The organism is Acidovorax sp. sic0104 (assembly GCF_019219095.1).
Classification (GTDB): Bacteria; Pseudomonadota; Gammaproteobacteria; order Burkholderiales; family Burkholderiaceae_C; genus Acidovorax.
On record NZ_JAHUWH010000018.1, the window covers coordinates 58,784 to 78,562 of the forward strand.

17 protein-coding genes are annotated in these 19,779 nt (G+C 67.0%); 10 read left to right on the plus strand and 7 right to left on the minus strand.

What is annotated here, in order from left to right; all coding sequences use genetic code 11:
- Positions 1 to 5 precede the first annotated feature (5 nt).
- Together KW835_RS22520 and KW835_RS22525 are read left to right on the plus strand one after the other, a co-directional pair.
- A complete protein-coding gene (locus KW835_RS22520) occupies positions 6 to 860 on the plus strand; it encodes a MinD/ParA family protein (protein WP_218386592.1) in 855 nt (284 codons plus the stop codon).
- A gap of 143 nt (positions 861 to 1,003) precedes the next feature.
- Positions 1,004 to 1,807 (plus strand): sulfurtransferase, encoded by an 804-nt coding sequence (locus tag KW835_RS22525; protein WP_339385469.1) that lies wholly within the window; start codon positions 1,004 to 1,006, stop codon positions 1,805 to 1,807.
- Positions 1,808 to 1,928: 121 nt separating this feature from the next.
- On the opposite strand, the gene KW835_RS22530 is transcribed toward KW835_RS22525, so the two are convergent.
- The 5 genes from KW835_RS22530 to KW835_RS22550 all read right to left on the minus strand — a co-directional run bounded on the left by KW835_RS22530 (position 1,929) and on the right by KW835_RS22550 (position 5,269).
- Positions 1,929 to 2,819, minus strand: coding sequence for a pirin family protein (locus KW835_RS22530; protein ID WP_218386594.1), 891 nt, complete (start codon positions 2,817 to 2,819; stop codon positions 1,929 to 1,931).
- A 67-nt stretch (positions 2,820 to 2,886) separates the two neighbouring features.
- The gene (locus KW835_RS22535) at positions 2,887 to 3,294 is read right to left on the minus strand and encodes an OsmC family protein (protein WP_218386596.1); all 408 of its coding nucleotides are present in this window, start codon (positions 3,292 to 3,294) and stop codon (positions 2,887 to 2,889) included.
- Positions 3,295 to 3,388: 94 nt separating this feature from the next.
- Positions 3,389 to 3,943, minus strand: coding sequence for a flavodoxin family protein (locus KW835_RS22540; RefSeq protein ID WP_218386597.1), 555 nt, complete (start codon positions 3,941 to 3,943; stop codon positions 3,389 to 3,391).
- Between the two features lie 132 nt (positions 3,944 to 4,075).
- On the minus strand, positions 4,076 to 4,489 hold the full coding sequence (locus KW835_RS22545; RefSeq protein WP_218386598.1) for a DoxX family protein: 414 nt from the start codon (positions 4,487 to 4,489) through the stop codon (positions 4,076 to 4,078).
- Between the two features lie 78 nt (positions 4,490 to 4,567).
- Positions 4,568 to 5,269, minus strand: a complete 702-nt coding sequence (locus KW835_RS22550; protein WP_218386600.1) for a pirin family protein — start codon at positions 5,267 to 5,269, stop codon at positions 4,568 to 4,570.
- A 107-nt stretch (positions 5,270 to 5,376) separates the two neighbouring features.
- On the opposite strand from KW835_RS22550, the gene KW835_RS22555 reads away from it, so the two are divergent.
- From KW835_RS22555 to KW835_RS22575, 5 genes are all read left to right on the plus strand, one after another.
- Complete coding sequence (locus KW835_RS22555) at positions 5,377 to 6,315, plus strand: LysR family transcriptional regulator (RefSeq protein WP_218386602.1); 939 nt, start codon at positions 5,377 to 5,379, stop codon at positions 6,313 to 6,315.
- A 252-nt stretch (positions 6,316 to 6,567) separates the two neighbouring features.
- Positions 6,568 to 7,572, plus strand: a complete 1,005-nt coding sequence (locus KW835_RS22560) for an FAD-dependent oxidoreductase (protein WP_255593842.1) — start codon at positions 6,568 to 6,570, stop codon at positions 7,570 to 7,572.
- Positions 7,569 to 8,570, plus strand: coding sequence for a tRNA glutamyl-Q(34) synthetase GluQRS (gene gluQRS / locus KW835_RS22565; RefSeq protein ID WP_218386606.1), 1,002 nt, complete (start codon positions 7,569 to 7,571; stop codon positions 8,568 to 8,570). Before KW835_RS22560 ends, gluQRS begins: the two co-directional genes overlap by 4 nt.
- Positions 8,528 to 9,331, plus strand: a complete 804-nt coding sequence (gene trmB, locus KW835_RS22570) for a tRNA (guanosine(46)-N7)-methyltransferase TrmB (RefSeq protein WP_255593836.1) — start codon at positions 8,528 to 8,530, stop codon at positions 9,329 to 9,331. Before gluQRS ends, trmB begins: the two co-directional genes overlap by 43 nt.
- A 34-nt stretch (positions 9,332 to 9,365) precedes the next feature.
- Positions 9,366 to 10,415: a GGDEF domain-containing protein gene (locus KW835_RS22575; protein ID WP_218386607.1), complete on the plus strand. Its 1,050-nt coding sequence runs from the start codon at positions 9,366 to 9,368 to the stop codon at positions 10,413 to 10,415.
- Positions 10,416 to 10,470: 55 nt separating this feature from the next.
- On the opposite strand, the gene KW835_RS22580 is transcribed toward KW835_RS22575, so the two are convergent.
- A complete protein-coding gene (locus tag KW835_RS22580) occupies positions 10,471 to 13,449 on the minus strand; it encodes an HD domain-containing phosphohydrolase (protein ID WP_218386609.1) in 2,979 nt (992 codons plus the stop codon).
- Between the two features lie 118 nt (positions 13,450 to 13,567).
- On the minus strand, positions 13,568 to 16,195 hold the full coding sequence (gene alaS / locus KW835_RS22585; RefSeq protein WP_218386611.1) for an alanine--tRNA ligase: 2,628 nt from the start codon (positions 16,193 to 16,195) through the stop codon (positions 13,568 to 13,570).
- Positions 16,196 to 16,433: 238 nt separating this feature from the next.
- Here alaS and KW835_RS22590 point away from each other — a divergent pair, with 238 nt between their 5' ends.
- The 3 genes from KW835_RS22590 to KW835_RS22600 all read left to right on the plus strand — a co-directional run bounded on the left by KW835_RS22590 (position 16,434) and on the right by KW835_RS22600 (position 19,758).
- Positions 16,434 to 17,351: a dihydrodipicolinate synthase family protein gene (locus KW835_RS22590; RefSeq protein ID WP_218386613.1), complete on the plus strand. Its 918-nt coding sequence runs from the start codon at positions 16,434 to 16,436 to the stop codon at positions 17,349 to 17,351.
- Positions 17,352 to 17,433: 82 nt separating this feature from the next.
- Positions 17,434 to 18,582, plus strand: coding sequence for a branched-chain amino acid ABC transporter substrate-binding protein (locus KW835_RS22595; RefSeq protein WP_218386614.1), 1,149 nt, complete (start codon positions 17,434 to 17,436; stop codon positions 18,580 to 18,582).
- A gap of 222 nt (positions 18,583 to 18,804) precedes the next feature.
- Positions 18,805 to 19,758 (plus strand): 4-hydroxyproline epimerase, encoded by a 954-nt coding sequence (locus KW835_RS22600; protein WP_218386616.1) that lies wholly within the window; start codon positions 18,805 to 18,807, stop codon positions 19,756 to 19,758.
- Positions 19,759 to 19,779 lie beyond the last annotated feature (21 nt).

The following is a 19,779-nucleotide window of genomic DNA, read 5'->3' on the forward strand; positions in this document are numbered from 1 at the left end:
AGAAGATGAGCGACGCGCTGTCCCCCCAACCCACATCGCCAGCAGCACCTGCTGGCTCCGCCACGCCCCAGGCCCCAGCGCCCGGGGGTGCCCGCATCATCGCCATCACCAGCGGCAAGGGCGGTGTTGGCAAGACCTTCGTTTCGGCCAACCTCGCGGCGGCCCTCACCCGCCGCGGCCACCGTGTGCTGGTGCTGGACGCCGACCTGGGCCTGGCCAACCTGGACGTGGTGCTGAACCTGCACCCCAAGATCACCCTGCATGATGTCTTCACCGGCAAGGCCACGCTCGACCAGGCCGTGATCCAGGCACCCGGCGGCTTCAACGTACTGCTGGCCGGCTCGGGCATGGTGGAGTATTCGCGCCTCACGCCCGAGGTACGCGGCCAGTTCCTGAACGTGATCCAGGCCCTCACCCCGCAGTACGACGTGGTGCTGCTGGACACCGGTGCGGGCATCTCCGACGTGGTGCTGTTCTCCATTTCGCTGGCCTCCGAGGTGCTGGTGGTCGCCACGCCCGAACCCACCTCGCTGACCGATGCCTACGCCGCCATCAAGGTCCTGGCCATGCAGCAAAAGCGCCAGCACGTACGCATGGTCATCAACCAGGCCGCGCGCGCTGGTGACGGCCGCGCCATCACCAGCCAACTGCAGCAGGTGCTGGACCGCTTCGTGAGCACCGAGTCCGGCCGTCCGATGCGGCTCATCCACATGGGCGACATTCCCGCCGACGCCTCCGTGCGCGACGCCGTGATGCGCCGCCAATTGCTGTTGCTGCAAACGCCCGGCTGCCCTGCCGCCCTGGCGATCGCCCAGTTGGCCAACAAGATCGAAGGCGCGCTGCTCGCGCCCGTGACCTGACAATCCGACCCGGCTGCAGGCGCACGGGCGCCAATGCCATGTGCCCCTTGCCGTGGTGCGTCGTGGCCGGATTCCTGTCCGCGCAGGCCCGCCAGCGCCCGCAAGGCCGCCACACTCACCGCAGCCTCCATGTCCCATTTGCCGTGAACGCCACCGACACCATCCTCAATATCTCGTGCTACAAATTCGTGCCCCTGCCCGATGCGGCAGCACTGCGCGAGCTGCTGCACGCCCGCGCCACGCAGGCCAGCCTGAAAGGCACCATCCTGCTGGCCGAGGAAGGCATCAATTTCTTTCTGGCCGGGCCCGCCGATGCGGTGCGCGGCTTCGTCGATGCGTTGCGCGCCGACGCGCGCTTTGCCGACCTGGAGCCCAAGGAGAGCTGGTCTGCCGCCGTGCCCTTTCGCAAGATGCTGGTCAAGGTCAAGCGCGAGATCATCCGCATGGACCACCCCACCATCCGGCCCGCCGCCGGCCGCGCGCCCTCGGTGGACCCGGCCACGCTGCGCCGCTGGCTGGATCAAGGCCACGACGACCAGGGCCGCGAGGTGGTGACTTTGGACACGCGCAATGCCTTCGAAGTGGACCAGGGCACGTTCGACAACGCCATCGACTGGCGCATCGACAAATTCACCGAATTCCCCCCGGCCTTGCGGGCCCACAAGGACGAACTGCGAGACAAGACGGTGGTGAGCTTTTGCACCGGCGGCATCCGCTGCGAGAAGGCCGCCATCCTGATGCATGAGGAGGGCCTGCCGCATGTCTACCAGCTGGAAGGCGGGATCCTCAAGTACTTCGAGCTGACCGACGGCGCCCACTACCATGGCGGTTGTTTCGTGTTCGACGAGCGCGCCGTGCTGACCAGCGATCTTGCAGCCGATGCCACGACCAGCGTGCGCGACATCGCCAGCAAGGCCGGCCAGGCAGCCGTCAAAGAAAAGCTATGAAAATATGAGCATCTGGCGCCCTGCCATCAAGCGCCAGAGGCTGTTTTGACCCGAAATCGCGGGCTGTTTGGGCACGGCCAGGGCACCACGGCACGCCCCTGGGTGCGGGGCTGGCCCTGCATCAGGGCTTGAAGCGGCGCTCTGGCAGCGCAATCCACTCCACCTCGCCCGGCACCTGGCCCATCGCCTGGGCCTCCCAGTCATCCGCCGCCTGCACGATGCGCTCCTTGCGGCTGGAGACGAAGTTCCACCACATGTGGCGCGGGGCATCGAGCGCATCGCCGCCGATCACCATGAGGCGTGCGGGCGCCTGGCCGGGCACCGACAGATGCATGGCCTGGCCCGCGTCCATCACCGCGAGCAGTTGGGCGCCCACGGCCTCGCCGTTGAGCTGCACCGGGCTGTCCACGGCGTACACCGCCATCTCCTGCGCCAGCGCGGGAATCTCCAGCGTGGCCCCGGCGGGCAATTGCACGTCCAGGTACACCGTGGGCGAGTAGGTCGCCACTGGAGAGGTCTGGCCGAACGCGCTGCCGATGAGCACGCGCACCGTGGCGTCGCCCACGCGCACTTCAGGAATGGCGGCCGATGGCGTGTGCACGAACGAAGGCTCGGCCTCTTCGTGCGCCTGCGGCAGCGCAGTCCACAGCTGGATGCCGTGGTTCACATAGGTCTTGTCCGTCAGGCTCTCGGGGCGGCGCTCCGAATGCACGATGCCTCGGCCGGCCGTCATCCAGTTGATGGCGCCCGGCTCGATCTGCTGCACATAGCCCAGGCTGTCACGGTGCATGATCGCGCCCGAAAACAAATAGGTCACCGTCGCCAGACCGATGTGCGGGTGCGGGCGCACATCGTGGCTGTCGCCCGGCACCACGGTCACCGGGCCGAAATGGTCGAAGAACAGGAAGGGGCCGACCGCCTGACGCTGCACGGCGGGCAGCAGGCGGCGCACGGTAAAGCCGCCGCCCAGGTCCTTGGCATGGCCCTTGAGTTGCAGGATGGCATCGGTCATGGTCTGAATCTCCACGCTGCACCCGCAGGTGCGTTTTTTTGTGTTGCTCAGCGGTTCGGCGCGGCGCTCAGGCCACGCGCTCCACGGAGGTGCTGATTTCGGTGGTCACCGTGGTCATGAGCTTGTGCACCGGGCATTTGTGGGCCACGGTTTCCAGCTCGGCGATCTGCGCATCGGTCAGGTCACCACTGATCTGCAGGCGCGCCGCCAGGCGGTAGGTGCCGGCGCGCTCGGCCGAGGCATCGCGCTCGATCACGGTCTTCACGTCCTGCACCGGCAGGCCCTTGCGCCGGGCGTACCACAGCACCGTGAGCGCCTTGCAGGCGCCCAGCGCCGCGTCGTACAGGTCGTGCGGGCTCGGGCCGCCATCGGCACCGCCCTCTTCCACGCTGCCGTCCGCCACGAATTCATGGGCACGGATGTGCACGGCCTGGGCCATGGGCGCGCCGGGAATGCGCTGCAGTTCGATCGCCATAGGTATCCTCTGTGGGTCTTTCAAGACGGTGGCACTGTAGCGCGATTCGACGCGCTCCCGATGCCGTTGCGGCACTCCAGCGGTGCGTCGGTGTTCAGCGCGCCCAGCGTTTGGCGGCGACGGCCACGCGCTCGCCGAACTGGCGCCCGGTTTCCAGGTCGCCCGGGGCCATCTCTGCGGCCGACGCGTCGGAGGGCGACTGGGACATGGCGCCGCTGAACGAACCGATCCAGTTCACATCGTTGCGCGTAGCCGCCTTGGAGTTGGCCGGCATCATGCCGTTGCCCACCCACAGGCCGCCGTGCTGCATGGCCAGGTGGTACAGGTAGTCCAGCGTGACCTGTTTGTCGCCATTGGTGCTGGCGCTGTTGGTAAAGCCCGCGAAGAGCTTGTCCTTCCAGGCCTGGCCGAACCAGGCCTTGGACGACGCGTCGGCAAATTTCTTGAACTGCCAGCTCGGGCCGGCCATGTAGGTGGGCGTGCCGAAGATGATGGCGCTGGCGCCGGCCAGCGTCTCCCAGCCGCCCTCGGGCAGGTTGCCATCGGGATCAATGGCGATGAGTTCGGCGCCTGCGCCTTCCGCCACGGCCTGGGCCAGGCGTTGCGTGTGGCCGTAGCCGGAATGGTAGACAACTGCGATGTGTGCCATGGAGGCGCTCCTGGATATTCAGTGGCGAAGAAACGAAAAAATGAAAGCGGTCGGCAGGCCGGCGGGACGCGCGGGCGCCCTGCACGGGCATTGCCGTGCGCGCCAGGCCGCCCCGGAATGACGTCGAAGATCTCAGCGCTCGCCGCGGCGGGCGTCCAGGCTCCAGGCGCCCGCGCCAAAGGCCACCAGGGCCAGCAAGCCGCCGCTGATGGCCACGTTCTTGAAGAACATCAACTGCTGCATCATTTGCTTGTCCGCTGGCAAGCTCCAGTACGCGTGGAAGAAGAAGCTTGCCACCAGCGTGAACACCGCCAGCGCCAGAGCGGCAAAGCGCGTGCCGAAGCCGAAGATCAGCGCCAGGCTGCCCAGCACCTCGACAGCGGCGGCCAGGGCGGCCGCCACGGTGGGCATGGGCAGGCCGACGGAGGTGATGTAGCCGACCGTGCCGGCAAAGCCCGTGATCTTGCTGATGCCGGCGGGCAGGAACAGCGCAGCCAGCAGAAAGCGGGATGCCAGGGCGAACGGGTTTTGCAGATTGGCGAACATGGTGAACTCCTCAGGTTGACGTGTGAATGAAGCGAAAGAAAGACAGGCGGTTGCGAAAGGGCGGCGCGTGAAGAATCGTCAGGCGGCCAGGTCGAACACCAGCACCTCGGCGTTGCGGCCCTGGGTCAACGACAAGGCGGTTTCGTTGTCCATCAGCGCGGCATCGCCGCCCGACAGTGGGTGGCCATTGACCTGCAGTGCGCCCCGGATCAGATGCACATAGGTCTTGCGCGCGGGGTTCAGCGCCAGTGTGACGGCCTCCTGACCATCGAGCAAGGCCGCGTAGACAGCGGCGTCCGCGTGGATGCGCACGGAGCCCCGCGCGCCATCGGCGGAGGCCACCAGGCGCAGTGCGCCGCGCTTGTCGGCGTCGGCAAAGCTCTTTTGCTCGTAGCTGGGCGGGATGCCGCGCACGTTGGGCTCGATCCAGATCTGCAGGAAATGCGTGCTCTGGCCGTCGGCATGGTTGAACTCGCTGTGCATCACACCCGAGCCCGCGCTCATGCGCTGCAGGTCGCCGGGCGGTATGGCCACGATGTTGCCCATGCTGTCCTTGTGGGCCAGTTCGCCCGACAGCACGTAGCTGATGATCTCCATATCGCGGTGGCCGTGTTCGCCGAAGCCCGTGCCCGCAGCGATGCGGTCCTCGTTGATCACGCGCAGGTTGCCAAAGCCCATGTGCTCGGGGTCGTAGTAGCCCGCGAACGAGAAGCTGTGGAAAGACTGGAGCCAGCCATGATCGGCGTGGCCGCGGTCCTGGGATTTGCGAACAGTCAACATGGCGGTGCTCCTTTCCTCAAGCCCTCACTGTAGAACTGCAGGCTGGCGCACGGGCCCAGGTGGATTGATGGCATTGTTCAAAAAAATTGAATTACCATGGCACGACCATGCAAAACGCACGCGATGTCCTGACCCCTGACGCATTGACCATGCTGCAGGTGATTGCCGAGGCCGGCAGCTTCGCCGCAGCGGCGCGGCAGCTGGGCCTGGTGCCCAGCGCCCTGACCTACCGGGTGCGGCAGATCGAGGATGCGCTGGACGTGCTGCTGTTCGACCGCAGCGCACGCCAGGCCAGGCCCACCGAAGCGGGCGTGGAGCTTTTGCGCGAAGGCGCGCGGCTTTTGCAGGATATCGACGCCGTGGCCCACCGCGTGCGCCGCGTGGCCACCGGCTGGGAGCCGCAGCTCACCATCTCGGTGGACGGCATCATCTCGCCCCACACGATGCTGGAGCTGGTGGACGCCTTCTACGCCATGGCACCGCCCACCCGCCTGAAGCTGCGCGACGGCATCATGACCGGCACGCTGGAGGCGCTGACCTCGGGCCGCGCGGACCTGGCCATCGGCGTTTCGGTGGCCGGTGCGAACGTGGCAGGGCTGCAGCAGGGCACGCTGGGCGACGTGCTCTTCATCTACGTGGTGGCGCCACACCACCCGCTGGCCTCGGTGCCCGAGCCCATCACAGACGCCACCTTGCTGCAGCACCGCGCCGTGGCGGTGGCAGATTCGGCGACGCGCGGCGGCGCCACCATGGGGCTGCTGGGCGGACAGGACGTGCTCACCGTGGACACCATGCAGGCCAAGGTGCGCGTGCAGTTGCGCGGCCTGGGCGGCGGCTTTCTGCCCGAGCCCATGGTGCGCCCATACCTGGAGGCGGGCCGCCTCGTGGCGCGTCGGGTGGCGCGCCCTGAGCGCAACGTGCGCGTGCACTACGCCTGGGGCGGCCCCGGCTTCACAGCTCCCGGGCGCGCGCTGCAATGGTGGCTGAGCCAGTTGCAAAGCCCTGCCACACGGCGCGCCCTGCTGGAAAACCACCATCACTTCTGATCCCGATCAGGCTCCGGGAGGGCAGCACCGCGTGTAGAGTGGTTCCTGTTGGTTTTGTCCTGTTGGTTTTGCATTGCATTTCACCTGTCGACCGTCACCGAAAGGCTTTCCATGAGCAAACCTGATCCTCTCCCCGCCAAACGGCTCCGACGCACCAGCGCCCCTGCATCCGCCCCCCAGGCCTCTCCCGCCCCCGCCCCAACCACTTACTCCGGCAAGCCCCAGCGCCATTTCGCCATCATCGGCGCTGGCATGGCGGGCATTGCCTGCGCGCGCACGCTGGTACAGGCCGGGCACCGCGTGACGGTGTTCGAAAAATCCTCCCGTGCCGGCGGCCGCACCGCCACCATTGAAAGCCCGTTTGGCAACTTCGATGCAGGCGCCCAATACTTCACGGTGCGCGACCCACGCTTTGCCCGTGCGATCGACACCGTCCCCGGCGTCTGCAAGCGATGGAGCGCCAACTCGGTGCAGGTGCTGGACGCCGCAGGCCGCGTGGCCGCTGTCGGACTGCCGCACCGCGAGGCGCATTGGGTGGCCAGCCCAGGCATGCAATCGCTGGTGGCCGCCTGGGCCGAGCCACTGCGCCTGGCCGGCCAGTTGATCACCGACACCCGCGTCTCGCGCATCGAGCGCGACGCAGTCAATCGCTCGGGCTGGCAATTGCGCACCGAAGGCGCGGGCGGCTCGCAGCATGTCTTTGCCGGCTTCGATGCCGTGCTGCTGGCCCAGCCCGCCGTGCCTGCGCAAGCCCTGCTGGCCAGTTCGTCCGTGGACACGCCCCTGTCCGAATCCCTGTCCACCGTGGCCATCGCCCCCTGCTGGACACTGATGCTGGCCTACCCTCAGGCGGTGCGTCCCGACCTGACCACGCTCGGCCCCCAGTGGAACGCCGCACGCAGCACCCACCACCGCATCGCCTGGCTGGCCCGCGAGTCGTCCAAGCCCGGCCGCAACGTGGTCGAGCGCTGGACGGTGCAGGCCAGCCCCGCCTGGTCCGCCGAACACCTGGAAGACGACGAGGCGCGTGTGCAGGCCAAGTTGCTCAAGGCCTTCTCCGAGGTCACCGGCATCCGGGCCCAGCCCGCGCACACCGACACGCGCCGCTGGCGCTATGCGCAGACCACGCACCCGCTGGGCAAGAGCCACCTGTGGGACGCCGGCATGGGCCTGGGGGCCTGCGGCGACTGGTGCCTTGGGCACCGGGTGGAAGACGCCTTTGTGTCGGGCCTGGAACTGGCGCTCGCCGTGGCATGACAGGAGGTGCGCCCGCGGAGCGCCACGTCATCGACTACATCGGCCGCTTTGCGCCTTCGCCCACGGGCCCGCTGCATGCGGGGTCCCTCGTGGCCGCGCTGGCAAGCTGGCTGGACGCACGCGCACACCACGGCCGGTGGCTGGTGCGCGTGGAAGACGTGGACACGCCGCGCTGCATCCCCGGCGCCGACGCCTTCATCCTGCAGCAGTTGGCCACCTGCGGGCTGGTGCCCGACGCACCGCCCCTGTGGCAATCAACGCGCGGCGCCGCCTACCAGCAGGCGCTTGACCAGCTCATCGAGCAAGGTGACGCCTACCCCTGCGCCTGCTCGCGCAAGGACATCGAGGAGGCCCAGGCGGCCCTGGGCCATGCACGCGAGCGGCATGCCGCACTGCCCTACCCCGGCACCTGCCGGCACGGCCTGCAGGGGCGGGCGGCGCGCTCGTGGCGCTTCAAGGTGCATGAATTCAAGCCAAAACAGCCCCTGACGCTGGATGGAAAAGCGCAAGCAGCTACAAATTCAGTAGCAAATTATTCAACGACCAACGGCATGGTGCGCTGGCACGACCGCCGCCTTGGTCCGCAGCAGCAGGACACGGCAGCTGAGGTGGGCGACTTCGTGCTGCGCCGTGCCGACGGCCTGTGGGCCTACCAGCTGGCCGTGGTGGTCGACGATGCCGCGCAGGGCATCACCGACGTGGTGCGGGGCGAGGACCTGGCCGACAACACGCCGCGCCAGATCCTGCTGCAACAGGCGCTGGGCGTGCCCGTGCCCCGCTACCTGCACACGCCGCTGGTGTGCGGCGACAACGGCGAAAAACTCTCCAAGCAGAACGGCGCGCAGGCACTGGACCTGTCCAGCCCTCTGCGGGCGCTCGGAGACGCGGCGAAGTCGCTCGGACTTCCCGTGCCGGCCGATGCAAACACTGGTTGCATTTCGGACGCTTTGCATACATGGGTTTCAGCGTGGCGACGAAACTACAATGGCGCACCGTGATTGAACAGAACAACGCCTTAGCCCCCGCCGACGCTGCCGCTGCTGCTGCCGTCGCCCCCGCCACGACCGGCACGGTCCCTGCCGGGGTGACGCACCCCAAGACCATCAAGAGCTTCGTGCGCCGCGCAGGACGCACGACCACCGGCCAGGCCAAGGCCTTCGAAGATTTCGGCCCCCGCTTCGTGCTGCCCTACACCCCCGCCCCCCTGGACGCCCCGGCCGCCTTCGGCCGCAGCGCGCCCCTGGTGCTGGAGATCGGTTTCGGCATGGGCGAGGCCACCGCCCACATCGCCCGCGTGCGGCCCGATGACAACTTCCTGTGCTGCGAGGTGCATGAACCCGGCGTGGGCGCGCTGCTCAAGCGCATCGGCGAGCAGGAACTGACCAACATCCGGATCCTTCAGCACGACGCCGTGGAAGTCATCGACCACATGCTGCCCGAGGGCAGCCTGGACGGCGTGCACATCTTCTTTCCCGACCCCTGGCACAAGACCAAGCACAACAAGCGGCGCCTGATCCAGCCGCCGCTGGTGGCCAAGCTGGCCGCGCGCCTGAAGCCCGGCGGCTACCTGCATTGCGCCACCGACTGGCAGCCGTATGCAGAGCAGATGCTGCAGGTCCTGAGCGCCGAGCCCCGGCTACAGAACACCGCGCAGGGCTACGCTCCACAGCCAGACTATCGACCCCTCACCAAATTCGAGAACCGCGGATTGCGGCTGGGACACGGTGTATGGGATGTTGTGTTCACAAGACGCCATTGACAACGTGTCCTCGCTGGCCCAACGTACATCCCCGATGAAACCCATTCTCCAGAACCTGGTTGAGATGACCGGCCACCGCGACCACCTGCGGTTGGAAGTGTCGGTGTTGTCCACGTTGCAAAAGCTCAGCAGCATCGTCGAGGTCCGGGCCCTGGAGCTGTTCACGCATGCAGGCGTGCCGCACGTGCGGCCCCGCACCTGGGTGGACAACGGAAACCTCGTGTCCACAGACTCCGAAGCTGCCGCCGACCCGCGGCGCGAACCGCTGGATCAGTACCCTGCTTTGCGCGAATGCGTGGCCGCGCATGGCGACAGCGCGCTTTCATCGCCCCGCAGGGGCCGCCATGTGCTCTGGCTGCCGGTATGGATGCAGGACAAGGTCAGCACCTGCCTGGAAATCACCCAATCGCGGCCGTTTTCGGCCCACAAGCTCGACGTTCTCAAGGGCGTTTTCCAGGTCTACCAGAACTACCAGAGCCTTCTGGATTACAGCGAGCGCGACGCGCTCACCGGCCTGTTCAACCGCAAGACCTTCGACGAGCAGTTCTCCCGCCACGCGAGCGCGCTGGCCAGCAGCAATACGGCGGCCATCAGCGAGTCCTTTGCCCCCGAAGACGGCCCGCTGCCCAGCGAGCCCGTCCAGCAGTGGCTGGCCGTGGTGGACATCGACCACTTCAAGCAGGTCAACGACCGCTTCGGACACCTGTACGGCGACGAGGTGCTGATCCTGATCGCCAACATCCTGCGCAGCTCGTTCCGCAGCCATGACCGCATCTTCCGCTTCGGCGGAGAGGAATTCGTGGTGCTGCTGCGCTCCACCACGCTCAGCACGGCGCATCGCGTTTTCAACCGCTTTCGCATGGCGGTGCAGGAATACAACTTCCCCCAGGTCGGCGCGGTCACCGTGAGCCTGGGCTTCGTGAGCACCGCCCAGGGCTCGCCGGTGGAGATCCTTGGCCAGGCTGATCAAGCGCTTTACTACGCCAAGGAACACGGCCGCAACCAGGTCTGCTTCTACGACGACCTGGTGTCCAGCGGCCATCTCGCGGCCAAAGTCGCCAACGACGACGTCGAATTGTTCTGAGCGTGGTTCCACCGGCCTGCGGCTGATACGCGGCGCTGGCCTGTGCTGCAGGCGCTCAGCCCACCTTCGCCAGGATCGCCTCCACGTCCACCACATCGCGCTGCGCCTCGGGCAGGAAGCGCTCCGCGTACTCGCGCCACACGCCGCTTTCCAGGAAGAACCTGAACACCTGCGGGTCGATGTGCCGCTCGCGCACCATCTGCGCCATGATCCCCAGGGACTCCGACAGGGTCTTCGGTGGCTTGTAGGGCCGGTCAGCGGCGGTCAATGCCTCGAAGATGTCTGCCAGCGTCATCACGCGGTCCGCCAGTGTCAGCTCCTCTTGCTTCAGACGCCGTGGATAGCCGGTGCCGTCGAGTTTTTCATGGTGAGACCCCGCAATCGACGGCACGCGCGCCAGGTGCGGAGGAAACGGCAAGCCGCTGAGCATCACGATGGTCTGCACGATGTGGTCGTTGATCCTGAAACGGTCCTCCGCCGTGAGCGTGCCGCGCCGTATCGACAGGTTGTGCAGCTCGCCCAGGTGCGCCTGCTGCTGCGGCAGCACCATGTCGAAGCCCCAGCGGTTGGCCGGGTTGCCCGCCTCCACCGGCGGGCGCCGCTCGCCCCAGGGCACGATGTGCTCTGGCCGGTCCGCCAGCAAAGGCTCGTTGGCGGGCAGCGGCCGCACCGGCACTTGGGCCAGGCGCGCCGCCTCGGCCGTGGACAGGCCCAGCCGATCGTCGAAGTGGCGCTGCCACACCTGCCGCGCGATGCCCGCCAGCCGCTGCACGTCGGCATCGCCCATGAACTCGCCGCCCACATTGCAGCGTGCCACGAAGGCGAAGTCATCCTGCAGCCGATCGCGCCGCTGCAGGAGCTCGCGCTGCAGCCGCACCGGGTCCACCCCCGCCACGTGCTGCTTCCAGTAATCCAGCTCCGCGTCGCGCCATAGCACCTCAAAGCGCATGCGCACCTCGTGGATGCGGTTGTGCAGCGTCTCCAGCTTGGTGGCCTTGTCGATGATGTGCTCGGGGCTCGTGACCTTGCCGCAGTCGTGCAGCCAGGCACCCAGGCGGAACTCGTACCGCTCGTCATCGGTCATGCCCACGTGGGCGAACGGCCCCTGCTGCGCATCGCACATGCGCTGCATCAGCGATTCGGCCAGTTGCGGCACCCGCTCGCAGTGCCCGCCCGTATAGGGGCTCTTGGCATCGATGGCGTCCGCCAGCAGGCGGATCACGGCGTCGAACAGCTTCTTTTGCCCCTCGATCAGGTTGCGCGTCTCGATCGCCACTGACAAGGTGCCCGAGAGCTTCTCGACGAACGCCCGGAAATGCACGTCCTCGTGCCGCCCTGGGGTCAGAACAAAGCGCAGTACCAGCAGGCCCAGCGGCTGGCCGTCGCGCGTGCGCAGCTGCACCCGCAGCACACGGTGGGGCTCTGCTGCGTCGTCATCTTCGTGCTCATCGCCGGGCTGCGCCACGCCATGGTTGATGAAATGCACCATCGGCAGGTGCTCGGGATAGCGCGACTGGTGCTCCTCGTCCTCGCAGTAGCGGGCAGCGCGCAGCAGCCCGGCGCGCTGGGGTTCCACCAGGTACACCGCTCCTGCGGTGCAACTGGTGGCGCGCACCAGCTCGAACAGCACGCTGGACAGCATCAGGTCCAGACGGGACTCTGCGCTGATGTGGTGCGTGATGTGAAGGAACTCCTGAATGGTCTCGGACATGCGGTCCATCACCTGACCGAGCTCGCGCACCTCGCGCACCGGCGAGCTTCGCAATGTGGCCCTCCGGAAGTCGAACCGTGCCAGCGCCTGCGCCTGCACAGCCAAGCCCGACAGGCTGCGCCCTACCCTGCGCCCGGCCAGCCACCCCAGCGGCAGCATCAGGGCGATCAGCCCCAGTGACAGCCAGACCTGGCGGCGCAGGTTGTCATTCACGCCTGACAGCAATTCACGGGTGGGAATCGCCATCAGGATGTGCAGGCCCTGCCAGCGCGCAGACGTGAGCGGCAACACCTTGGCCAGCCACTCCTCGCCGCCGGCCATGAAGCGGTGCGAAGGCCCTTCCTTCAGACCCCGCGACTGGATGGCCTGCAGGCTCGGCACACCAAGGGCATCCAGCGTGCGCAACTGCAGGCTGCGCGCGCCGCCCCCGTCGGTGTCCTGCTCGCCGCGCACCAGCACACGGGACATGTCGGGATAAGCCAGTACGCGGAAATCCGGGTCCACCACGGCAATCTCGGTGCGCGGCATCAGCCGCAGGCTGCCTATCTCGGCGCCCAGGTCGGTCAACGCCACATCCAGGCCGATCACGGCGCGGCCGTCCTCGCTGGGCTGGCTCAGTGTCACGCCTACCTCCTGCGTGGTGAAGAACACATACGGCGCCGTGAGCACCTGCGCGTTCTGCAGCGCTGCCTCGGCGTACCAGGGCCGGCTGCGCGGGTCGTAGCGGTACTCGGGGCGCACGGCCGTGTCGATGACCCGCAACTGCGCATCGTAGTAGCTCCAGCGGCCCACCATGCCTGCCGCGCCGCGTTCGCGCGCCATGGACTGCAGCAGATAGGCCGCATCGGGCGGCGCCTGCAGCCGAGCGTGCAGCGCTGCGTTGCGGATGGGGCGCAGCAGCAGAAACTGCCCGTCCGGGTAGCCGATGAACACGGCGGACAGCAGCTTGTTCTGCTCCAGAAGACGGGCCAGCACCGGCAGGCGCCGCAGGCGCGCAGGCAGGTTGGTGGCCGATGCCAGAGGATCGAAGGCCAGCAGTCGGATGGTGGCGTCCGCCGGGTCCACGATCCGGTGCACCCTTTCGCTGATCAACTGGCTGATGTGCTGAGCGCTGTCATCCGAGGCATCGATCATGGCCTGGCGAGCGCTGGTGCCCACCTGGTAGACCAGCAGCGCCGTGAGCAGCAGCATCGCCAGCACCACCACAGAGGCGATGAGCACCTCGAAAGGGATGGTGACGCGGCGCCACCAGGCCAGCCCGTCTCCCGTCAGGGCCGCGCGCGGCATCGTCCCATCGCGCGGTGGGGGGCGCATTGTGTCCATGCGCCGCAATGTAGGACGAAAGACGGCGCTACGTCACCCACTTTTTGGCAGCGCAGCGGCGCTGCTTGGGGGAGAAAGCTGAAGGTGGCCGCAGGAAGGCCACCCTCACCCGCCAACCTCAACCGAGCTGCTGCGTCACCCAGCCCGTCACCGAAGCCAGCGCCGCGGGCAGCTTGGAAGCATCGGTGCCGCCGGCCATGGCCATGTCGGGTTTGCCACCCCCCTTGCCACCGACCTGCTGGGCCACGAAGTTGACCAGTTCGCCGGCCTTGAGCTTGCCGACGCTGTCGGCCGTCACGCCCGCGGCGATCTGGACCTTGTCGCCATCCACAGCAGCCAGCACGATGGCGCCGGTCTTGAGCTTGTCCTTGAGTTTGTCCATCGTGTCGCGCAGGGTCTTGGCGTCCGCACCGGGCAGCGCAGCAGCCAGCACCTTGAGGCCCTTCACGTCCACCGCCTGGTTCACCAGTTCGTCGCCCTGGCTGGATGCGAGCTTGCCCTTGAGCGCAGCCACTTCCTTTTCGAGGGCGCGCACGTTGTCGAGCGCCTGCCCGATGCGGCCATTGAGTTCGGTCGCGGACGTCTTGAGCGTGCCTGCCGCCTGGTTGACGGTGCTCTCGAGCTGCTGCAGGTAAGCGAGCGCATTGGTGCCGGTCACGGCCTCGATGCGGCGCACGCCTGCGGCCACGCCGCCTTCGGCCACCACCTTGAACAGGCCGATGTCGCCGGTGCGCTGCACGTGGGTCCCGCCGCACAGCTCGCGGCTGGAGCCGATGTCGAGCACGCGCACGGTCTCGCCGTACTTTTCGCCAAACAGCATCATCGCGCCCGTCTTCTGGGCGGACTCGATGTCCATCAGCCGGGCCTGTGTGGGTTGATTGGCCAGGATTTCGTCGTTCACCAGGCGCTCGATCTCACGCACCTGCGCATCGGTGACCGGCGCGTTGTGCGCGAAGTCGAAGCGGGTGCGCTCGGCGTTCACCAGACTGCCCTTTTGCTGCACGTGGCTGCCCAGCACTTCGCGCAAGGCCTTGTGCATCAGGTGGGTGGCCGAGTGGTTGCGCACCGTGGCGGCTCGCAGGGCCGTATTCACCTCGGCCTGCACCGTGTCGCCCACGTTCAGCGTGCCCTCTTCCAGCGTGCCGTGGTGGCCGTACACGTCGGCCTTCACCTTGAGCGTGTCGCCCACCGCAAAGCGCGCCGAGCCGCTGGTGATGGTGCCCTCGTCACCCACCTGGCCGCCGCTTTCGGCGTAGAACGGCGTCGTGTCGAGCACGACCACGCCCGTTTGACCAGCCTTCAAGGCAGCAGAGCTTGTCCCATCGACGTAGATTGCTACGATTTTTGCAGTCTCAGCCAGCTTGTCGTAGCCGGTGAACTGGTTGACGGCGCCGGTGTACTCCAGCGCCTTGTCCATCTTGAACTTGCCGGCAGCGCGGGCCTGGGCCTTCTGCTTTTCCATGGCGGCCTTGAAGCCTGCCTCGTCCACCTCGACATCGCGCTCGCGGCACACGTCGTTGGTCAGGTCCAGCGGGAAGCCGTAGGTGTCGTGCAGCTTGAAGGCCACGTCGCCGGGCAGCACCTTGGCACCACCGCCCAGGGCGGAGTCCAGGATTTCCATGCCGTTGGCCAGCGTCTCGAAGAAGCGCTCTTCCTCGGCCTTGAGCACCTCGGTGATGCGCTGCTCCTGCTCGCGCAGCTTGGGGTAGGCGTCGCCCATCAGGCGCACCAGTTCGGCCACCAGCTTGTGGAAGAACGGGGTCTTCTTGCCCAGCTTGTAGCCGTGGCGGATGGCGCGGCGCACGATGCGGCGCTGCACGTAGCCGCGGCCTTCGTTGCTCGGGATCACGCCGTCGCTCACCAAAAAGGCGGTGGCGCGGATGTGGTCGGCGATCACGCGCAGGCTCTTGTTGTTCAGGTCCTCCACGCCGGTCTCGCGGCCTGCGGCCTTGATCAGCGCGTCGAAGAGGTCGATCTCGTAGTTGCTGTGCACGTGCTGCAGGATGGCGGCCAGGCGCTCCAGGCCCATGCCCGTGTCCACGCAGGGCGCGGGCAGCGGCGTGACCGAGCCGTCTTCGGCCATGTCGAACTGCATGAACACGTTGTTCCAGATCTCGATGAAACGGTCGCCGTCTTCATCAGGGCTGCCAGGAGGGCCGCCAGCGATGTGCGGGCCGTGGTCGTAGAAGATTTCCGAGCAGGGGCCGCAGGGGCCGGTGTCGGCCATCATCCAGAAATTGTCGGACTTGTAGCGGCCGCCCTTGTTGTCGCCGATGCGGATCACGCGCTCGGGCGGCAGGCCGATTTCCTTGGTCCAGATGTCGTAGGCCTCGTCGTCTTCCTGGTAGACGGTGGCCAGCAGGCGCTCCTTGGGCAGCTTGTAGACCTCGGTCAGCAGCTCCCACGCCCACTTGAGCGACTCGCGCTTGAAGTAGTCGCCGAACGACCAGTTGCCCAGCATTTCGAAGAAGGTGTGGTGGCGCGCGGTGTAGCCCACGTTCTCCAGGTCGTTGTGCTTGCCGCCGGCCCGCAGGCAGGCCTGCACGGACACGGCCCGGTTGTACGGGCGCTTGTCGGTGCCCAGGAACACGTCCTTGAACTGCACCATGCCCGAGTTGGTGAACATCAGCGTAGGGTCGTTGCCGGGCACCAGCGGGCTCGACGCCACGATGGTGTGGCCCTTGGAGGCAAAGAAGTCCAGGAAGGACTTGCGGATGTCTGCGACGGAAAAAGTGGGAATGCTCATGGTGTGTAGGAGTGGTTTCACACAGCAGGCCGCCCTGCAGGCCAATGCCTGGGGGCCGCCCATCGGGACCAACCTTTCATTATAGGTTTGCTGCCCTTCGCGCCGTGGCTGGGGAGCCACACGGCTGACGCCACCACCCGGCACATCCCGCTTGCGCAATTTAGATATGTTGTTAATATATTTATAAATCAACGGAGCCGCAGCGCTTCACCCTCAGCCCAGACCGCAAGGAGCACCCGTGAACCCCCAACCCCGCTGGCAAGGCATCTTCCCCGCCATCACCACCAAGTTCCACGCCGACGAGTCCATCGACGCCGAAGGCACGGCCCGCCACATCGACTTTCAGATCCGCAACGGCATCCATGGCCTGGTGACCTGCGGCTCGCTGGGTGAAGCCAGCACGCTCACCCTGGAAGAGAAGCTCCAGGTCGCCCAGATCGCGCTCGAAGCCGCCGACGGCCGCATTCCCGTGCTGGCCAACGTGTCCGAGACCAGCACCCGCGAGGCGCTGCGCTACATCGACGGCGCCAACCGGCTGGGCGTGGCGGGCTACATGGTCATGCCCTCGGTGATCTACGTGGCCGACGCCCGGGAGGCCATGGCCAACGTGCGCGCCATGGCGGGCGCCGCCCAGCGCCCGCTCATGGTCTACAACAACCCCGTGGCCTACCGCGTGGACCTCAAACCCGAACACATGGTCGAGCTGGCCGACTGTGAGTGGATCGCCGCCATCAAGGAAAGCACGGGCGACATCCGCCGCATCACAGACCTGCGCAACACCGTGGGCAACCGCTACCAGCTCTTTTTGGGCGTGGACGACCTGGCCTACGAAGGCCTGGCCCTGGGCTGCGACGGCCTGCTGGCCGGCGTGGGCTGCGCCTTCCCGCGCGAGACCGTGGCGCTGTACGACCTGATGAAGGCCGGCAAGTTTGCCCAGGCGCTGCCGCTGTACCAGTGGATGACGCCCATGCTGCACCTCGACGTATCGAACAAGCTGGTGCAGAACCTCAAGCTCATCGACGCACTCGTCGGCGTGGGCACCGAGCACATGCGCCGCCCTCGCCTGCCGCTGGTGGGCGAAGAGCGCGCATTCGTCGAGCGCGTGGTGAAAAAGGCGCTGGAGACCCGCCCCACGCAGTACCAGTCCGTGGCCTGAGCAGGCCCGACCTGCCAGACCGCACCGCCGGGCCGCAGGAGACAGCGGCCCTTTCATTCACCGCACACAAAAAAGGTTTGCCATGACACGTGCTTTCGGATTTCGCGCCCTGACCCCTGCCACCATCGCCGCGCTGGTGCTGGTTGGCCACGCCCACCACGCCAACGCGCAGGAGCAGGTCGTCAAGATCGGCCACAGCGGCCCGCTCTCGGGACCCAACGCCTTTGCAGGCAAGGACAACGAGAACGGCGTGCGCCTGGCCATCGAGGAGCTCAACGCCAGGAAGATCACCATCGAAGGCAAGACGATCAAGTTCGAGCTCGTGTCCGAAGACGACCAGTGCGACGCCCGCACCGGCGTCAGCGTGGCGCAAAAGCTCGTGGACAGCGGCGTGAAGTTCGTCATGGGCCCCTACTGCTCGGGCGTGGCCATCCCCGCGTCGCGGGTCTACAGCGACGGCGGCGCCATGGTGTCCACCGTGGGCACCAATCCCAAGGTGACGGAGGGCGGCTACAAGAACCTGTTTCGCATCATCGCGAGCGACACCCAGATCGGCTCGAACATGGCCGTGTATGCCGCCCAGGTGCTCAAGGTAAAACAGGTGGCCGTGATCGATGACCGCACTGCGTTCGGCCAGGGCGTGGCCGACCAGTTCACCAAGGAAGCCAAGAAGCAGGGCCTGACCGTGGTGGGCCAGGAGTTCACCACCGACAAGTCCACGGACTTCCTGTCCATCCTCACCAGCCTCAAGGGCAAGCAACCGCAGGCCATCTTCTTTGGCGGCTACGCACCGCAGGCCGCCCCCATGGCGCGGCAGATGAAACAACTGGGCCTCACGGCCAAGCTGCTGGGGGGCGACACCCTGTGCAGCCCCGAGGTGGGCAAGCTGGGTGGCGACGCCGTCAACGACACCGTGTTCTGCGCGCAGGGCGGCACCATGCTGGACAAGGCGGCCAGCGGCCCGGCCTTCAAGGCCAAGTACAAGGCACGCTTCAAGCTGGATGCGGACGCGTATGCGGCTTCCTACTACGACCAGGTGATGTTCATGGGCGAGTCGATGCAAAAGGCCAACTCCACGCAGCCCGCGAAGGTGGGCGCGCAGATGTACAGCGCCAGCTACCAGGGCGTCGCCGGAACCTATGCCTACGACGACAAGGGCAACCTCAAGCAGGCGCCCATCACGGTGTTGACCTTCCGCAACGCTGCGCCGTTTCCCCTGGCGAGTTATTGAAGCACCCTGACGAGCCTCTGCCCCCTAGAAGCCGTTTCTTCACAATGCAACCACCGTTCACGCTGAGCCTTTCGAAGCGCCGCGCAAGGCTTCGACAGGCTCAGCCTGAACGGTTTTGAATGATTCATTGAAAGCACATCCGCACCAGCTGCCGGCGGCGCCCTCCCACCCGAATCGCCCCGACTCTCCGACCATCTGTCACGCACTGAACTACGCCACACCATGAAACGCATCCAGATCATCGACTCCCACACCGGCGGCGAGCCCACGCGGCTTGTCGTTGGCGGCTTTCCCGACCTGGGTGCGGACAGCATGGCCGAGCGCCGAGCGCTGCTGGCCAGCCAGCACGATGCATGGCGTGCCGCCACGGTGCTGGAGCCGCGCGGCAACGATGTGATCGTGGGGGCCCTGCTCTGCGCGCCACAGGACCCTGCCAACACGGCGGGCGTCATCTTCTTCAACAACACGGGCTACCTCGGCATGTGCGGCCACGGCACCATCGGCCTCGTTGCATCGCTGGCCTACATGGGCCGCATCACGCCGGGCGAGCACCGTATCGAAACTCCCGTGGGCACCGTCACCACCACGCTGCACGGCGACGGCTCGGTCAGCGTGCGCAACGTGCCGGCGTACCGCCTGCACCACCAGTTGGCCGTCGACGTGCCGGGCTACGGGCGTGTGGTGGGCGACGTGGCCTGGGGCGGCAACTGGTTCTTCCTGGTGGCCGAGCACGGCCAGCGCGTGGCCAGCGACAACCTCGATGCCCTGACGGCCTACACCTTCGCCATCCAGCAGGCGCTCAAGGACCAGGGCATTCGCGGCGACAACGGCGGAGAGATTGACCACATCGAACTCTTCGCCGACGACGACCGGGCCGACAACCCCGCCGACAGCCGCAACTTCGTGCTGTGCCCCGGCAAGGCGTATGACCGCTCGCCCTGCGGCACCGGCACCAGCGCCAAGGTGGCGTGCCTGGCGGCAGACGGCAAGCTGCAGCCGGGCCAGCTCTGGCGCCAGGCCAGCATCATCGGCAGCGAGTTCGAGGCCAGCTATGCGCTGGCCGAAGACGGCGGCGGCAAGGTCATCCCCACCCTGCGCGGCCGCGCCCACATGAGCGCCGAGGCCACGCTGCTCATCGAAGACAGCGACCCCTTCGGCTGGGGTATCCGGCTGTAGTTCGTCGCTCACCCAGAACCT

What these genes read in the sequence shown, in the direction of transcription:
- KW835_RS22555 (WP_218386602.1), top strand. Translation starts at nt 5,377, where the DNA reads ATGCAAAACGCACGCGATGTCCTGACCCCTGACGCATTGACCATGCTG.
- trmB (WP_255593836.1), top strand. Translation starts at nt 8,528, where the DNA reads ATGGGTTTCAGCGTGGCGACGAAACTACAATGGCGCACCGTGATTGAA.
- KW835_RS22520 (WP_218386592.1), top strand. Translation starts at nt 6, where the DNA reads ATGAGCGACGCGCTGTCCCCCCAACCCACATCGCCAGCAGCACCTGCT.
- KW835_RS22540 (WP_218386597.1), bottom strand. Translation starts at nt 3,943, where the DNA reads ATGGCACACATCGCAGTTGTCTACCATTCCGGCTACGGCCACACGCAA.
- KW835_RS22530 (WP_218386594.1), bottom strand. Translation starts at nt 2,819, where the DNA reads ATGACCGATGCCATCCTGCAACTCAAGGGCCATGCCAAGGACCTGGGC.
- KW835_RS22575 (WP_218386607.1), top strand. Translation starts at nt 9,366, where the DNA reads ATGAAACCCATTCTCCAGAACCTGGTTGAGATGACCGGCCACCGCGAC.
- KW835_RS22560 (WP_255593842.1), top strand. Translation starts at nt 6,568, where the DNA reads ATGGCGGGCATTGCCTGCGCGCGCACGCTGGTACAGGCCGGGCACCGC.
- KW835_RS22600 (WP_218386616.1), top strand. Translation starts at nt 18,805, where the DNA reads ATGAAACGCATCCAGATCATCGACTCCCACACCGGCGGCGAGCCCACG.
- KW835_RS22550 (WP_218386600.1), bottom strand. Translation starts at nt 5,269, where the DNA reads ATGTTGACTGTTCGCAAATCCCAGGACCGCGGCCACGCCGATCATGGC.
- gluQRS (WP_218386606.1), top strand. Translation starts at nt 7,569, where the DNA reads ATGACAGGAGGTGCGCCCGCGGAGCGCCACGTCATCGACTACATCGGC.
- KW835_RS22535 (WP_218386596.1), bottom strand. Translation starts at nt 3,294, where the DNA reads ATGGCGATCGAACTGCAGCGCATTCCCGGCGCGCCCATGGCCCAGGCC.
- KW835_RS22595 (WP_218386614.1), top strand. Translation starts at nt 17,434, where the DNA reads ATGACACGTGCTTTCGGATTTCGCGCCCTGACCCCTGCCACCATCGCC.
- KW835_RS22545 (WP_218386598.1), bottom strand. Translation starts at nt 4,489, where the DNA reads ATGTTCGCCAATCTGCAAAACCCGTTCGCCCTGGCATCCCGCTTTCTG.
- KW835_RS22580 (WP_218386609.1), bottom strand. Translation starts at nt 13,449, where the DNA reads ATGGACACAATGCGCCCCCCACCGCGCGATGGGACGATGCCGCGCGCG.
- alaS (WP_218386611.1), bottom strand. Translation starts at nt 16,195, where the DNA reads ATGAGCATTCCCACTTTTTCCGTCGCAGACATCCGCAAGTCCTTCCTG.